This is a genomic window from Brevibacillus humidisoli (assembly GCF_020923435.1).
Taxonomy (GTDB): Bacteria; Bacillota; Bacilli; order Brevibacillales; family Brevibacillaceae; genus Brevibacillus_E; species Brevibacillus_E humidisoli.
This window is the reverse complement of record NZ_CP087263.1, coordinates 4,575,948-4,591,250: the sequence shown is the minus strand read 5'-3', so window position 1 is coordinate 4,591,250 and position 15,303 is coordinate 4,575,948. Positions and strand designations below refer to the sequence as shown.

General features: G+C 51.8%; 14 protein-coding genes. 5 read left to right on the top strand and 9 right to left on the bottom strand.

Going from position 1 to position 15,303, the window contains the following annotated elements; genetic code table 11:
• Nucleotides 1-109 precede the first annotated feature (109 nt).
• A complete protein-coding gene (locus tag LOK74_RS22475; protein ID WP_230044229.1) occupies nt 110-2,071 on the bottom strand; it encodes a TRAP transporter permease in 1,962 nt (653 codons plus the stop codon).
• Between the two features lie 188 nt (nt 2,072-2,259).
• Complete coding sequence (locus LOK74_RS22470; RefSeq protein WP_338148629.1) at nt 2,260-3,294, bottom strand: TAXI family TRAP transporter solute-binding subunit; 1,035 nt, start codon at nt 3,292-3,294, stop codon at nt 2,260-2,262.
• Nucleotides 3,295-3,542: 248 nt separating this feature from the next.
• Between LOK74_RS22470 and LOK74_RS22465 the strand changes: the two genes are divergently transcribed.
• Together LOK74_RS22465 and LOK74_RS22460 are read left to right on the top strand one after the other, a co-directional pair.
• Nucleotides 3,543-4,925, top strand: a complete 1,383-nt coding sequence (locus LOK74_RS22465; RefSeq protein WP_230044228.1) for an aspartate aminotransferase family protein — start codon at nt 3,543-3,545, stop codon at nt 4,923-4,925.
• Nucleotides 4,926-5,170: 245 nt separating this feature from the next.
• On the top strand, nt 5,171-6,037 hold the full coding sequence (locus LOK74_RS22460; protein ID WP_230044227.1) for a MurR/RpiR family transcriptional regulator: 867 nt from the start codon (nt 5,171-5,173) through the stop codon (nt 6,035-6,037).
• A gap of 47 nt (nt 6,038-6,084) precedes the next feature.
• Here LOK74_RS22460 and LOK74_RS22455 read toward each other — a convergent pair whose 3' ends face one another.
• From LOK74_RS22455 to LOK74_RS22425, 7 genes are all read right to left on the bottom strand, one after another.
• Nucleotides 6,085-6,981 carry a DNA polymerase domain-containing protein gene (locus tag LOK74_RS22455; protein ID WP_230044226.1) on the bottom strand — a complete coding sequence of 299 codons (897 nt, stop codon included), beginning with the start codon at nt 6,979-6,981 and terminating at the stop codon, nt 6,085-6,087.
• Nucleotides 6,982-7,091: 110 nt separating this feature from the next.
• Complete coding sequence (locus LOK74_RS22450) at nt 7,092-8,207, bottom strand: M24 family metallopeptidase (RefSeq protein ID WP_230044225.1); 1,116 nt, start codon at nt 8,205-8,207, stop codon at nt 7,092-7,094.
• Nucleotides 8,204-9,208: a UDP-glucose 4-epimerase GalE gene (galE, locus tag LOK74_RS22445; protein ID WP_230044224.1), complete on the bottom strand. Its 1,005-nt coding sequence runs from the start codon at nt 9,206-9,208 to the stop codon at nt 8,204-8,206. The genes LOK74_RS22450 and galE overlap by 4 nt, the downstream gene beginning before the upstream one ends.
• Entirely contained in the window at nt 9,193-10,368 is a 1,176-nt protein-coding gene (locus LOK74_RS22440; RefSeq protein WP_230044223.1) for a galactokinase, read from the bottom strand. Before LOK74_RS22440 ends, galE begins: the two co-directional genes overlap by 16 nt.
• Nucleotides 10,369-10,664: 296 nt before the next feature.
• Complete coding sequence (locus LOK74_RS22435) at nt 10,665-11,378, bottom strand: AAA family ATPase (RefSeq protein ID WP_230044222.1); 714 nt, start codon at nt 11,376-11,378, stop codon at nt 10,665-10,667.
• 64 nt (nt 11,379-11,442) lie between these two features.
• The gene (locus tag LOK74_RS22430; RefSeq protein WP_230044221.1) at nt 11,443-11,850 is read right to left on the bottom strand and encodes a hypothetical protein; all 408 of its coding nucleotides are present in this window, start codon (nt 11,848-11,850) and stop codon (nt 11,443-11,445) included.
• Between the two features lie 417 nt (nt 11,851-12,267).
• Complete coding sequence (locus LOK74_RS22425; protein ID WP_420908706.1) at nt 12,268-12,792, bottom strand: MerR family transcriptional regulator; 525 nt, start codon at nt 12,790-12,792, stop codon at nt 12,268-12,270.
• A gap of 292 nt (nt 12,793-13,084) precedes the next feature.
• On the opposite strand from LOK74_RS22425, the gene LOK74_RS22420 reads away from it, so the two are divergent.
• The 3 genes from LOK74_RS22420 (at nt 13,085) to LOK74_RS22410 (ending at nt 15,050) form a co-directional block, all read left to right on the top strand.
• Nucleotides 13,085-13,453 (top strand): MFS transporter, encoded by a 369-nt coding sequence (locus LOK74_RS22420; protein WP_230044220.1) that lies wholly within the window; start codon nt 13,085-13,087, stop codon nt 13,451-13,453.
• Complete coding sequence (locus LOK74_RS22415) at nt 13,425-13,895, top strand: MFS transporter (RefSeq protein WP_338148628.1); 471 nt, start codon at nt 13,425-13,427, stop codon at nt 13,893-13,895. The genes LOK74_RS22420 and LOK74_RS22415 overlap by 29 nt, the downstream gene beginning before the upstream one ends.
• A gap of 237 nt (nt 13,896-14,132) precedes the next feature.
• Nucleotides 14,133-15,050 carry a VOC family protein gene (locus tag LOK74_RS22410; RefSeq protein WP_230047099.1) on the top strand — a complete coding sequence of 306 codons (918 nt, stop codon included), beginning with the start codon at nt 14,133-14,135 and terminating at the stop codon, nt 15,048-15,050.
• Nucleotides 15,051-15,303: the final 253 nt, after the last annotated feature.

Genomic DNA, 15,303 nt, shown 5'->3' with positions numbered 1-15,303 from the left:
ACGATTCCCCCGCTACCATTGGGATAGAAACTTCAGGGGACCACCGAGGCGGCCCCATTCGCATCATGCCTTCTGAATCATGCCTTTCGAACATGCCACGATCCACTGCTTACACGTCGACTCCTGTTTCCCCTTTTCCTGTCTGCTGACGGCTTCCTGTTCCGACGCGGTATTGATACATACCTACCAGGCAAAGAATGACCAAACCTGCCAATGAGATTTCGATATGATAAGGATAGACCAGCAGCAGTCCACCCACGATCAGCAAAAGGCGCTGCGGAATGCTGGTACGACCGACAAAGTAGCCCATGATCGCTCCACTGATCCCGATCATCCCGACAATGGCCGTCAGCAACGGAGGCAAAAGCGTCGTTACGGTTGCCCCTTCGAGCACGAGGACGGGATTATACACAAACACGTATGGGATGATAAAAGCGGCAATCGCCAGCTTGACTGCGTTCATCCCTGCTTTCATCGGGTTGGCCTTGGCCAGACCTGCCCCTGCATAGGCCGCCAAACAGACCGGAGGCGTGATATCGGCGACAATTCCAAAGTAAAACACAAACATATGAGCAGCAATCATCGGGACACCGAACTCCATCATCGCTGGAGCAGCCATCGTTGAAGTAACCACGTAGTTAGCGGTCGTCGGCAACCCCATCCCCAGAACGATGCAGGCAATCATCGTGAAGAACAGGATCAGAAAGAAGTTCCCTCCTGCCAGTTCAAGGATGCCCCCGGCAATCTTGCCGCCGAGTCCGGTAAGCACCACGATTCCCACAATGATGCCGGCTGTAGCGCAAGCAGCGATGACGGCCAATGCCGTGCGGGCCCCTTCCTCCAGCGCCTTCAGCAGTTCCCGCAAGGACATGCGGGTCTCTTTGTGAAAGAAGCTGACGAGATAAGCTGAGCCGATTCCCCACAAAGCAGCATAGGTGGGCGTATAACCCAGCAGCAGCAGACTGACAATCACGACAAGCGGAAGCAGCAAATCCAGGCGCTTGATCAGACCCCGCAGGGGAGGAAGCTGTTCTTTTGGCAAGCCGATTATGCCATGTTTTCGCGCTTCGAAATGAATCCCCATATAGACGCCCGCAAAGTACAGCAAAGCCGGGATTAAGGCGATCATCATGATCTCGCTGTATGGAACACCAGTATACTCTGCCATGATAAAAGCGGCGGCACCCATAATCGGCGGCATGATCTGACCCCCTGTCGATGCGGACGCCTCCGCAGCAGCAGCGAATTCCGGCTTAAAACCGGAACGCTTCATCATCGGGATGGTAAACGAACCTGACCCTACCGTGTTGGCGACCGAACTGCCTGAGATCATTCCCTGCAGGGCACTTGCGGTGACGGCAGCTTTGGCCGTCCCGCCCGTAAACCTCCCGGTAGCACGAAACGCCAAATCGTTGAAATACTGTCCGATTCCCGATTTGGTCAGCATCACGCCAAAAAAGAGAAACAAAAAAATATAAGTGGATGAGATCTGAATCGGAATGCCAAAGATCGCATCGGTGCCATAAAACAATTCGGTCGACAGACGGCTCCAGTCAAACCCGGCATGCCCAAAGAGCGGGATGCCCTTGCCCCATAAGCCGTATGCCATGGCCAGAACAGCAATGACCACAATCGGCAGTCCGACAGAGCGGCGAGTTGCTTCCAGCAAGAGCAGGATTCCGATCGTCGCGACGATAATGTCCATGGTGGTAAACCCAAGAACAATGCTTTTCGTTGTGAGCCTCTCATAGTGCCATACAATATAATAGTTGGCAAACATCGCTGCAGCAGCGAGGAGAATATCGTAATAAGGGACTCCTTTTTTATGCAGAAAGCTTTTTTTCGCCGGATACAAAAGGAAGATCAGGCCCAGTGCCGTCCCTAAATGGATCGTTCCTTGTATCAGGGATACATAGGGGCCTCGCAGGGCCGTATAGATATGAAAGAGCGTCAGAGAGATTCCAATGACCGTGACCACCCATGCCAACCTGCCCAATTGGGTGCGATAGGCGCTCTCTGGATCGTATTTTGCCAGAATATCCTGCTGTACATCCTTCGTGTCGCTGGCCATGTATCGATCACCAACCTTTCTATCCACGAATCTATGCCACGAAGATTGGAAAAAACCCGGCTTGCCGCCAGAACCTGACGGCGAAAGCCGAAGTTTTTCCCGTCCTTTCATCTTATCTCGTTCCTGTACGTAGATCATTCGATGGTACAAAAGAAGACCGGACAGTTGTCTATCCGGTCCGTCGATGATCATTTAAGGATTCCGGCTTCTTTGAAGTATTTCTCAGCCCCGGGATGAAGCGGCAAGCCATCAGAACCTCTCAGCGCATTTTCTTTTGTGATGTTTTTTCCTTGCTGATGGGTAATCTGGCTGGCGTTTTCAAACAGTGCTTTTGTGATCTCATACCCTAGTTCATCGCTTACCTGGGTTGTCGAGCCGACGAGGACGGCATACGCTGAGATCGTGTTGACTGGAGAGCCCAGCCACTCATAGCTATCGCCCGGGATCTCAAACGACTTGTACTGACTATGCTCCTCGACGTATTGTAATGCTTCTCCCTCAATCGGCAGGTATTTGACGTCCTGCGTCTGCGCCTGCAGCTCGTCGATGCTGGAGGCGGGAAGACCCAGCAGGCCGAATGTAGCGTCAATCACACCGTCCTGCAGCTTGCCTTTGGCATCCCCGAAGCCTTCCTGGTACGCTTCATAATCCCCATCCTTGATCCCGTACGCTTCCAACACCAGCTTTGCAGCCGCCTGGGTACCGCTTCCCGCTGGTCCGATTGCCACCTTTTTGCCTTTCAGATCGGCAATCGAGGTAATCCCCTTGGACTTCAACGTCACGACCTGCATCACTTCTGGATAGATGTGGCCCATGAAACCAACGTTCTTGATCGCCGCCCCTTCAAACTCACCCTTTCCGTTCACCGCATTCCATGCAGTCAGATGAACGGACAAGCCGAGCTGCAACTCGCCACGCCCGATCTTGGCCAGATTGTCTACAGAAGCTCCGGTCGCAACGGCGCTGGAGTTAAACCCTTCCACCTGTACGTGGTCATTCAGTACATTGGCGATTTCCTGGCCAAGTGGAAAGTAGGTGCCGCCGGTACTACCGGTACCAATCTGCAGATCTGTACGATAATCTACCTGGGATTCTGCCGTTCCCCCTGTTCCCGTTTCACCACCGGCCTGCTGCTGACCAGTACCGCTGCCACAAGCTGACACGATCAGGGCAACCGCAAGCAGCAGGGAAACCAACCCGTAAAACCTCTTTTTCATGCTCATGATGAGCCCCCCTTATCTGTATTGTATTTGAATCATTTTTTTCACAATTGATTATTTTAGGAAATTTTATATTCATAATTTAACCACCAGCCCGTTGCGGTGTCAATCATTTTGAAATAAATATTTCTTGTCTTATGTTTTATGAAAATGATTATTCACATTTCGGCAGCAGAGGTGTAATATGAAGTCAATATTTCACAAACCAAAAAAAATGCAATTCGCATTTCAAAAACAGAGGTGAATCTGCGATGACAGTGATGAAATCAACACAAGAGTATGCAGAATTTAGGAACAGAACCGTCAAATCGAAAGAGTTCTTCGAGGAAGCCCAAAAGGTAATGCCGGGCGGTGTGACTGCCAATATCAAATCGTTTGATCCGTATCCCATCGTGATGAAAAGCGGCAGAGGAGCATACCTGACTGACATCGACGGCAACCAGTACATTGATTACCTGCTTTCCTACGGCGCTTTAATGCTCGGACACGGCCACCCCGCCATCGTACAAGCCGTCCAACAGCAATTGGCCACCGACGGCACCTCGCTCTTCGGCACGCCTCACCGCCTGGAAGTGAAGTTGGCTAGGAAGATCCGGCAGTATTATCCGAGCATGGAGCTGATCCGTTATACCAATTCCGGAACAGAAGCGATGTTATTGGCGATCCGTATGGCGTACGCCTATACCGGCAAATACAAAATCGCCAAGTTTGAAGGCCATTACCACGGCGGGTTCAACCAGGTTCTGCTCAGCGTCAATCCGCCTCTGGATAAAGCCGGACCGATCGAGCAGCCTGTGGCTGTGATCGAGTCGAAGGGCATGGAGCCGTATCAAGCAGAACAGACCATTATCCTTCCGTTCAATGATCTGGATGCCTGCGCAGAGATCCTCAAGAAGAGGCAGCACGAAATCGCCGCGGTCATACTGGAACCCGTCCAGGCCGGGTTTATCCCCGCTGAGCCCGCCTTTATGGTTGGACTTCGCAAAGTGACGGAAGAACTGGGCATCCTGCTTATTTTTGACGAGGTCAAGACCGGGTTTCGCATGGGAATTGGCGGCGCCCAATCCGTCTACCATGTGAAGCCTGACCTGACTGCGCTGGGCAAGGTGATTGGCGGCGGGTTCCCTGTGGGCATCATCGGCGGCAAACAGGAGATTATGATGATCAGTGCTCCGCTGGCGGCGTCCGACGTCTTCGACAACAGCGCGAGCAAGCGATCAAGTTCCCAGGATGTGTTGTTCCACAGCGGCACGTATAACGGTCATCCGACCATTTTGTCGGCTGGATTGGCAGTGATCGACGTGTTGGAACGAGAGATGTATCGCGTCATCTCTGCTGCCGATCAATTAAAAGAGGGGATCTGCCAGCTGTTTGTCCGTCGGGGAATCCCTGTGCAGACGATCGGCCTGGGCAGCATCTTTAGTCTGGTCATCACCGAAAAAGAGCGGGTGCGCAATTACCGTGATCTGCAGCAGTCCGATTTTGCGCTGCGAAAGCAGATCGACTTCCACCTGTTCGCCGAGGGGATTTATACCAAACCGCTCAATCGATACAGCCTGTCCACCGCTCATGGAGAAAAGGAGATTAGCCTTACCCTCGAAGCGTACGATAGAGTGTTATCCAAAAAGATCTGACCAAGTGACGTTGGTAGCAAGCAGCATCCTGTTGCATCTTGTACTCATATCAACGCTTCCGCTTGAGGACGCATCAATCTGACGCGTTCTTCCAGAATCGTCAGCGACCCGTTATAATGTAACACGAGATAGATATCGAACGTAAAACGGACTCCTTTGATGAACGGACGATGCGACGCAATCAGCCGTGAGCAAGCCGCGAGCACAGGATAGACTCAGACCAGGAGGAAAGCAGGAAGCAGCCCATGGAGCCTTCAAATGTATATCAGCATATAGCGGAAAAGATGCAGTATATGAGCAAATCGCAGCTGAAGATCGCGAAGTATATTCTGGAGAACACTAATTCCGTACCCTTTCTCAATGTAGCCAAACTGGCAAAGAAGGCGAAGGTAAGCGAAGCCACTGTTGTCAGATTTGCGACGTTTCTCGGCTTTTCCGGATACCCTGAACTCCAGCAGTACATGCAGGATTCCGTCAAGCAGCAGTTGACCATTGCCGAACGCTTGGAGATGTCCCTGCAAGAATACGGGGAAGAGGAAAAGGGTGTATACGAGATCTTCCAAGATGACATCGCCAACCTGAAATCGACGATGGAGAAACTGGACATCCAATCCTTTCTCAAAGCGGTCGATCTGCTGCTTCATGCGAACAAGGTTTACGTCGTCGCCAACCGCAGTGCGGTGGCTTTGGGAGCTTTTTTGCAGTATTACCTCAATATTGTGCTGGGCAACACGGAGATGATCCAGTCTGCGGAGATGATGGCGGAGCGGTTGTACCAGATCAGTGAGCAGGATGTCGTGATCGGCATCAGCTTCGCCCGCTATTCCAACAGTACAATTGATATCTTGTCGTATGCAAAAGGGAAGGGAGCCAACACGATCGCGATCACAGACAACCTGCTGTCGCCGCTGATTCCGCATGCCGATATCTCGCTGACCGCTTCCAGCCAGATGCCGACCTTCATCGATTCGTTTGTTGCTCCATTAAGTCTGATCAATGCCCTGATCACATTCGTCGGGAAACATAAGATGAGCGAGTTTCACGAGCGGCTGGAGAAGCTGGAGGAGATCTGGGATCATCTGGGGATCTTTCACATGAAAGAGAAGGAATGATCGTACCGTGTGCGAGCGGAACCAAAGTCAACTCTGTTCCGCTCGCCTCACATCTTGTGGCTTTCTATGAACCTGAGGATTTCATCCAATCGTTGAGCCTGTTTTTCTGTCGTCATCGGGCGGAACAAGTCCCCTTTTTCTCGCAGCCGCTGCTCCATGTTGAGGATCGTAAAGTCTTCCGGACGAAATCCCTTTTGCACCTCGGACCATTCCACAGGCGTCGATACCGTTGCCTCTGGCGTTGCCCGAACCGAATAGGGTACAGCCATCGTTCGTCCTTTCCACAACTGCAGATAATCAAAATACAGTTTGTTCCCTCTTCTTGCCACGACTCGATCAAGCGTGATCAGACTCGCATACTTTTCCGCCATATAGTTGGCAATGAAGCGGTTCACTTTTCGTGTCTCTTCAAAGCGGTAGTCAGGATCAATCGGCACATGGATGTGCATCCCCGATTTTCCTGACGTTTTCGCCACGCAAAACAACCCGATCGAATCCAACACCTCTTTCGTCCGCAGGGCAATCTCCAGCGCCAGTTCAAAATCGTCTTGGCCCGCAGGGTCAAGATCGAAAACCAACTCCGTAGGGTAATCCGTCTGCTGATAGGTATCAAACGGGACATGCAATTCCAATGCTTCCTGATTGGCGATCCATGCCAGTGCAGGTTTGTTGTTTAACAGTACTCTCTGTTTCTTCTTGTAAAACACGGCCGGCATCCACTCTGGTGCGTTTTTCGGAAGAGATCGTTTTTCTACCTTTGATCGGCCGAAACCGGCCGGATACAACCACCACATCAGCATCTTGTCGGTCGTGTACGGAATCAGGTAATCCGCTACGCTCAGCAGATACTGGATGTATTGACGCTTGGTGATGTTTGCTTCCTTCCATAACACCTTGTCGGGATTGGAAATCTGGATCTCATGTCCTGCGATGAACATATCCATACGCTTTCCCCCGCTTCCGTCCTGACCTGCTTTCTTGTTGTATTGTTGATTGAACGGATAAAAACTATGTGAGGTGCTGCCCTGGACTTCCGCAGGATGGTATCAGACTGTCACGAGTGAACCATGACATCCGGGCGCTGATAGATCTGACCGTCCCATTCCAGCGAAATATACGGCCAATCGCCTGTATGGGTCAAGAATTCGTTGCCATCCGCTCCGACCAGGATCGTATCTTCCGACTTGATGCCGCGCACGGCAGGGTTCCAGGCAAAGGCCTGGTGGAGCTGAACCTGTCCTTCACATGTCGGCGTCGCCAAAAACTCTCGCGCTGCATAACCGGTCGGCCCTCCCAGATGCAGATACCTCCAGTCGTCGCCAAAGCCTAATGCTTCGTATGTCCTGATGCCGCGCCGGACCACCTCCTGGATTAGTGTGTCAGGACGTGTAGCGAGGTTCATCACTAGATCAATCTGCGCCAGCTTCTGCCGGTTTTCCCGCACCACGTCTGGCAGCGGCCCAAAGTGAACGAAGCGGGTCACATTGGCAACCAGCCCCCACCGCTCCGCGCAGAGCACCACCATGGCGTACCGCTCCAGCCTTTTCCCCGTCGGGATCGGGTGGCGATAGTTGAAGATTCGCTCGTCTGTGGCGATCAGGATAATTGATGGGTTGATGCCCTGCTCCATCACCCGCGCAGCCAGTTTTGCCTGGATCTCATATTCGCTCATTCCCGGCCGCATCTGTCGGCAAATCGCTTCCACTGCTCTCGCCGCCCCTTGTGACAACGTGCGATAACGTGCGATCTCCTCTTCGTCGAGCACATAGGACAATGCAGCAATCTGCCGACTCAGCTCAACACCGGACGGCAATCCCACCGCTGCAGGTTCCACGTCACATCCCATCTTTCTCCCCTGACAGAGCGAGAGAATCGCAGGCCCTGTTCCTTCGTACCATTCCGGGGTGATCCATTCACATGCCAGATCGACAAGTTCTTCCTCTCTGATTCGGGCCGCTTCCATCTTGGTTGTCACGCAGTAGACGCTATCGGGAAACACCACGAGATCAGCCACCCCCAGGTTAGTGGTCTGTTCTATATGGTTGCGACGTCCTCCGGTCAGCCAGCTGAAGTGACGCCGTTTGCGCAGCAAAAGCCCGTCCACATCCGTCTGCCGCATCAGTTCACGCAGGCGGTCCAGCCGCTGCAAGATCCTCTCGCTCCTGTTCATCGGCTGCCTCCCGTCCCGCCGCCAAATCCGAGCGGATGACGACGATGCCAGTTCCAGGCGCTCTCGATGATCGTGCCCAAATCGGCGTAACGCGGTGTCCAGCCCAACTCCCGTTTTGCCTTTTGCGAAGAAGCGATCAGCACAGCCGGATCGCCGGGACGACGCGGCGAGACAACGCTCGGGATCGGATGGCCGGTAACCTCCCTGCACTTCTCAATCACCTGTTTCACAGAAAAACCTGTGCCGTTGCCCAGGTTGTAGATGCCGCTCTCGCCTGATGAACGGAGACGCTGCAGAGCCAGATAATGCGCCTGCGCCAGATCCATCACATGGATGTAATCGCGAATACACGTCCCATCCTCAGTGGGATAATCATCGCCAAAAATAGCGACATGCTCCCGCTGCCCCAACGCCACCTGCAGGATGATCGGAATCAGATGGGTTTCCGGTTGGTGATCCTCACCGATCCATCCGTCGGGATGGGCTCCCGCCGCGTTGAAATACCGCAGCGAGACGGATTTGATCCCGTACGCCCGGTCGCACCAGGCCAGCATCTTTTCAATCGCCAGCTTGGTCTCGCCGTACGGACTGGTCGGTTCCGTAGGGTCCTCCTCCTCGATCGGCGTACGTAGCGGTTCACCGTAAGTAGCCGCCGTGGAAGAGAAAACGATCTGCTTCACCCCGTGCCGGTTCATCGCCGCCAACAGCCGCTGCACAGCTACTACATTATTGTCGTAGTATTTGAGCGGGTCCGTCACCGACTCGCCCACCAGCGAACTTGCTGCGAAGTGAATAACGGCTTCAATCTCATGGTCGGTAAAAACCCGCTGCAATAGATCCGTATCGCGGACGTCACCCTGATAGTAGTATTCCACCAGCACCGCACCACGATGGCCGGTCTGCAAGCTGTCCAGCACCACAACCTCTTCACCGCGGGTTAGTAATTCGGCTACCGTATGGCTGCCGATGTACCCTGCGCCTCCGGTTACCAGAACGGACATGCCTCCACCCCCTGAATAATCTCTCTAACACCGTCACCTGTCTGCCAGCAATAAAACGCCGGGGTACGCCCTGTTCGCTCCCGGAAGCGCTTGTTCACCTGCCGACAGAATGTGTCAAGGTGTGCCTCGTGAACCAGATTGACCGTACAACCGCCAAATCCGGCACCTGTCATCCGCGCCCCGATGCATCCCTTTACGCGCAGCGCCTCCTCAACCAGCACATCCAACTCCGTTCCTGTAACCTCGTAGAGACGGGAGAGAGATTCGTGAGACTCTTGCATATATCGGCCAAAAGCGATCGGATCGCCGCTCTCCAGCGCTTCCGTCGAGCGCAGCACCCGCTCATTCTCATATATTACATGCTCCAGCCGTCTGCGGATCGTCTCTGACGAGATATGACGAGACACCTCTCGCCATTGGTCAACCGATACACTGCCCAGGTGATCTGCTTCTGACAGGTGGGGCTGGATCATACGAAACCCTGCCTCACACTCCGCCCGCCGCTCGTTGTACTTGGATGCGGCAAGTTCCCGCCGTTTGTTGCTGTTGACAATCACGATCCGGTAATCTCCCAGCGTGAGGGGCACATAACGGTAGTCCAGTGTCTTGCAGCGCAGCAGGAGTCCATGCCCGGACCGACCCATCCCGACAGCGAACTGATCCATAATCCCGCAGTTCACACCCAGGTATTCATTTTCCACCTGCTGGCTCAGCCTGATCAGCTCCATCAGCGACAGATCAACCCCGGTCAACGAGCGGACAGAAAATGCAGTCGCCATCGTGATCGACGCAGATGAGGAGAGGCCCGCTCCATTGGGGATATTGCCATGAAAGAGGAGATCTCCCCCAGACAACTCAACTCCCCGCTCTCGGAGGTGCCAGATCACCCCCTTGGGATAGTTGGCCCATCCATCTTCTGTGCGGTAGGCCAGTTCGGCGGCCGAGCACTCCACCTGATCGTCAAAGTTGGTGGAAATGAAGCGAAAACGACCATCCTCACGTTGCCGAATCGCTACCCAGGTACCGCAATCAAGCGCAGCGGGAAGCACATATCCGCCGCTGTAATCCGTATGATCCCCGATCAGATTGACCCGGCCTGGGGCAAAAAAAACGCGTACCTCACCACTGCAGGAGCCAAAATGTTGTTCCAACAGCCCCATCCGCCATCTCCGTCCTTTCTTTGAAGCAATATTCTACGCAACAGCTCTTGCTGGCACCGCCACTAAGTTAATTAATTTAATTATCTAAGCAAATGATAGTATGCCCCGGCTCTTTTGTAAACCTTTTCTGTTTTAAAACTATTTCGTCAATTGATGAGTGAGGGGTAACGATTGAGACGTGGGGAGTAAGGGAGACGAGGAAGGGGAACATGGCAACAGCTAAGTGACCATGGTAAAAGTAAGGAGTGGATCATTACCATGCGGGATAAAGGCGGATGATAGATGATACACCAACGTTACTGATCAAACAACTCGCGCAAGACCGTTTTCCTATTTTCGAGAAAACGTCTCGTAAGGATGTAATGCATCGTTTCTTCATAGCGAATCTCCTGCACCGGCTGCACATCAAAGTTGAGCAGCTGTGCATTTGGATACCCGAGCAAGATCGGCGAATGCGTAGCAATGATAAACTGAGCATTGTTTTCCAGCTCTTTGATGGTTTGCAGCAGCGCCAACTGCCGCGCCGGGGAAAGGGCCGCCTCGGGCTCATCCAGCAGATAGATTGCCTTTTTCCCAAAGCGATGGCGAAACAGCGCCAGAAAGGCTTCGCCATGCGATTGCTCATGCAGAGAACGCCCGCCATAAAACCGTAAGCTATCGCCACCCAAGGTGTCCAGATGGGACGCAAAATGGTAAAACGTCTCTGCTCTCATAAAAAAACCATTGGTGATCTTGGGCAGCCAGGAGAGCCGGATATGTTCACCCAGCGCGGCATGGGAGGAGTCAACATCATAGTAGTTATTCCTCCCTCCCCCCGCCGTATGAAAGCCGCATTGATAAGCGATTGCTTCCAGCAGCGTCGATTTGCCCGAACCGTTCTCCCCGACAAAAAAAGTAACATTGGAACGAAACGAAAGGCGATCCAAACGTTTCACTGCAGGGATGGAAAACGGGTAGCGATCCAGGTCCGTCTGTTCATCTCGCAAAATCTCAAGACTGCGTAAATACATCTTCAACTCAACTCCAGAACGTTTTGGATCCACAAGCTAACCAGCGTCCAAGTGTCTTGGCAAATCAAGAGCGGTGATGGACATAACGATACCAGCCAAAAGCAAATGCGATTCCGGAGATGCCAAAGAACGCATAGAAGAGTTGTGCCTCCGGGGAAACCAGACTGCGGAGTCCTCCCTCCCACGCCCACATGATAAATGCGGTCGGGACAATACCCACAAATACGCAGCCTGCAAGGTAAGCCATCATCGAGGGATCTTGCCATAAACGTCTCAGTACAGCAATCACAATCAAATAGATGGGGACCGCAAGCACTGCATACGCGACACTTCCCCATAACACGACAGCAACCAAATCTCCCTGACTAATCGTTTGGTTCCATACAAGCCAAAGCGTTCCCAGATACGCCAAAAATCCGAGCAAGAATGAAAAAACAGCAATGATGAGCAACGCCAGTATACGCACTGGCACCTCACCTCCCTATGGAAAAGGTAGCAGAGATCTAATTGTTCGTAAACGGGTGTTTAACAATCGCATTTTGGCAAGATTTGCAGGGAACCCGATCTAAGAGAGCTTGACGGGGAGAAAATACCGGGAAAAAAACAGGAACATGACTGAAGCTTCATCGCTCTCAGTCGATCTTAGAAACAAATGCATAAAGTGTAAGCCCCCAGTTTCCCTCACCCTCTCAGTCAGAAAAACTGAGATTTTCGCGGGCCTAATGTTGCTTACAAAAGCCAGTTTTAAACCATTTCCTTATCTTATCGGTTATTTTTAAAAGATATTGACACGAATCCATCTCTATACATCACAGCAAGAGGTGATTCCGTATAAATTCTGAATTATCCCGTGTATTGTATTATCGCCCAAATCCTTACATGCTATCATTTAGACAAGTGTACAAGGAGGGGAGATTCTGATGAAGGTAAAAACCATCACATCAGTTATGCTTCTGACCATTTCAACCGCTTGCTCATTCATGTCTTGAACATCCGTTGGGGCCACCTCAAGAGACTCCATCCCGTATGTTTCCTGCAAATGCTGGTTTTGTTCGCTCAGCGCTTTGTTCCACTCTTCCTCGTTCTCAAACCCTTTGAACATTTCCTTGTGATCCATCTCTTGCCCTTCCTTCAAATAAGCAATGGATTTACGCAACGTTTGAATGATTGTTTCCATCCTTTGTTTGCGGGTAACAAGCAACTCCTCCTGCTGCGAAAGAATGGAGAGTCGGTCCGAACGATGTTCCAGTATTTTTCTAATCTGTTCTAAAGGAAACCCCAATTCCTTGTAAAATAGAATCTCTTGCAAACGTTCCAATTCTTTCGTTCCATACAACCGGTATCCGGCTTCGCTGATCTTGCTCGGTAAGAGGAGACCGATCCGATGATAATGATGGAGTGTTTTGATCGTCACATTAGATATTTCTGATACTTTCTTTACCGTGTACAGCGTGGCATATCCCCCCTTCCTTACGCAGTCTAACGCCTCCCCTTAGAGGAGTGTCAACACCGAACTTTTGCAACAAACCGATTGACTCTCCTCTTACAGGAGGCCGTATGATGGCATTCGAAATAGCTGACCAGGGAGGATATGGAGATGTCGGGACCTATTCAATTCGTTCGCAACCGCTTTGTTCGTGCTGTCATGATTTCAACTCTATTTTCCCAATCGGGTATCTGGATTCGCAATTTTGCTGTCCTCCTGTATGTCCTTGCTGCAAACCTTGCTCTGGGTCTTTATGGTGCTTGGTCCGGTTCTAGGCACCGCTGTATACCAGCAATTCGGAATGGAAGTTTCCATATTGGCGACAAGCGCTTGTTTTTTGTTGTCAGCGCTGGCTCTAGTCTTTCTCCCGTCCGATCAGCAGCAACCCAAGCGTCAAGAGGGCAACCTGTCTTCGCTGCTTCGCGAAATGTCGGACGGCATTCGTTTTGTCATCAAAAACCGGTTGCTCCTGCAGCTCAGTCTATGTTTTACATGGGTGGGACTTGGGGTTGGGGTGATTTCGCCACTGAGCATATTCCCTCGTCACAGAGCAGTTACGTTTGCCCGCAGAGGCTTTGAAATGGATTAGCATACCCTATGGTTTGGGTGAGATTATCGGAGGAATCGCAACCTTTGCTCTGGCTTCCAAAATCGCCCCGCAACATTTCCTGATGTTTGGCTTACTCGTCAACGGGGCTGGGATCATCTTGGCAGGACTGTCTACTGAGTTATGGCTAACCATGGTGGCACAATTCGTCATTGCCCTTCTGCAGCCCGCCATTTTTGTAGGGAATAGCGCCTTGGTGATGCAGTACACCGACAAAGACTTTATCGGTCGGGTCATGGGAATCCGCACTCCGCTTATGACAGGAGCGATGCTCCTGATGATGAGTGTTGCAGGTGTGTTGAAAAGTACGCTTTCTCTCACGATTGTGTACGTATTAGCAGGATTCTGTTTTTTTGCTGGATATCTACTGATGATTCCGCTCTTCCGAAGCAAAGGAAAAGGGAAGCAGTCCACAGCATCATGAATCAAGTACTCTGACTGGGTAGGGTTTCATACCAGACGCTTCCTCCGAAAAATGAACCCGCTGCCGCTCTGCTGAATCTGATTGTAGTTGCGACGGGCACGTGTGGAACCCATGCAGGACTGGTCGCCAAGCCCTCTCTATTCCATCAAGACAGCAATCGGTAAGAAACGTAAAATCAATCTTTGTCTTAGAATCAAAGTAAGTGTGCGCCTGATTATAAAAAAGGAGGAAAGTATCATGAGTCCGCTAACCCAACCCATCACCCCACACTTGTGGTTCGACAAGGAGGCGAAAGAAGCCGCGGAGTTTTATTGCTCTGTATTCCCGGATTCCAACATCACGAGCACGACGACGTTGCACGATACCCCCTCGGGTGATTGCGATCTTGTTTCGTTCACCGTTTGGGGACATCCGTTTATGGCCATCTCTGCGGGGCCGCTCTTTGCGTTCAATCCTTCCATCTCGTTTATGGTTAATTTTGATCCGTCCCGGGAAAAGAACGCGAGAGAAAAGATAGACGAGGTGTGGAATAAATTGTCCGATAGAGGCACCGCGCTTATGCCGCTTGACAAGTACCCGTTCAGTGAACGGTATGGCTGGATCCAGGACAAGTACGGTGTCTCATGGCAGCTCATTCTGACGAATCCGGATGGAGAGCCTCGGCCCACGATTATCCCCTCTTTGATGTTCGTAGGCAATAACTGCGGAAAAGCGGAAGAAGCACGCGAGTTCTATCTCTCGGTCTTCCAAAATGCCAAACCTGGCGCCCTCTTCCGGTATGGTCCCGGCCAAGAGCCGAACAAAGAGAAGATGGTAATGTTCACCGACTTTATGCTGGAGAACACCTGGTTTACGGCAATGGACAGCGCGCTGGAACACCCGTTTACCTTCAACGAGGCCATCTCCCTCATGATCTGTTGTGAGACACAGGAACAAATTGACTACTACTGGGAAAAGCTATCCGCCGTACCCGAGGCCGAGCAGTGCGGTTGGCTTAAAGACAAATACGGTGTCTCGTGGCAGATCTCCCCCGGCGCACTGGACGAGATGTTGGCCAAGGGCACGCCAGAACAACGCGATCGTGTCACGCAGGCGTTCTTGAGCATGAAAAAGTTTAACATAGCGGAATTGCAACAAGCATTTCAAGGGAAATGACCATGCAATATGTCGTGGCCTATCAATGGAGCTTGCTCAACGGTGTTTCGACGCTGCTCACTTGTTGGACGGTGTCACCTGCAGGAAGCTCACCCGAACCGGAATAGTGAGGCATTTAGGCGCAATAGCCAAAAGCATAACACCCGAATTCTCCGGTGCGCCCAATCGTCAAAAAGCAAAAAATCCTCGGTCCCTATTGTGAAGTGCACCCCTTAAAGTAGACATTGGAAAAACCCCTAGGGAAAACCGATGT

What these genes read in the sequence shown, in the direction of transcription:
- LOK74_RS22475 (WP_230044229.1), bottom strand. Translation starts at nt 2,071, where the DNA reads ATGGCCAGCGACACGAAGGATGTACAGCAGGATATTCTGGCAAAATAC.
- LOK74_RS22470 (WP_338148629.1), bottom strand. Translation starts at nt 3,294, where the DNA reads ATGAGCATGAAAAAGAGGTTTTACGGGTTGGTTTCCCTGCTGCTTGCG.
- LOK74_RS22465 (WP_230044228.1), top strand. Translation starts at nt 3,543, where the DNA reads ATGACAGTGATGAAATCAACACAAGAGTATGCAGAATTTAGGAACAGA.
- LOK74_RS22460 (WP_230044227.1), top strand. Translation starts at nt 5,171, where the DNA reads ATGGAGCCTTCAAATGTATATCAGCATATAGCGGAAAAGATGCAGTAT.
- LOK74_RS22455 (WP_230044226.1), bottom strand. Translation starts at nt 6,981, where the DNA reads ATGGATATGTTCATCGCAGGACATGAGATCCAGATTTCCAATCCCGAC.
- LOK74_RS22450 (WP_230044225.1), bottom strand. Translation starts at nt 8,207, where the DNA reads ATGAACAGGAGCGAGAGGATCTTGCAGCGGCTGGACCGCCTGCGTGAA.
- galE (WP_230044224.1), bottom strand. Translation starts at nt 9,208, where the DNA reads ATGTCCGTTCTGGTAACCGGAGGCGCAGGGTACATCGGCAGCCATACG.
- LOK74_RS22440 (WP_230044223.1), bottom strand. Translation starts at nt 10,368, where the DNA reads ATGGGGCTGTTGGAACAACATTTTGGCTCCTGCAGTGGTGAGGTACGC.
- LOK74_RS22435 (WP_230044222.1), bottom strand. Translation starts at nt 11,378, where the DNA reads ATGTATTTACGCAGTCTTGAGATTTTGCGAGATGAACAGACGGACCTG.
- LOK74_RS22420 (WP_230044220.1), top strand. Translation starts at nt 13,085, where the DNA reads ATGTCCTTGCTGCAAACCTTGCTCTGGGTCTTTATGGTGCTTGGTCCG.
- LOK74_RS22410 (WP_230047099.1), top strand. Translation starts at nt 14,133, where the DNA reads ATGAGTCCGCTAACCCAACCCATCACCCCACACTTGTGGTTCGACAAG.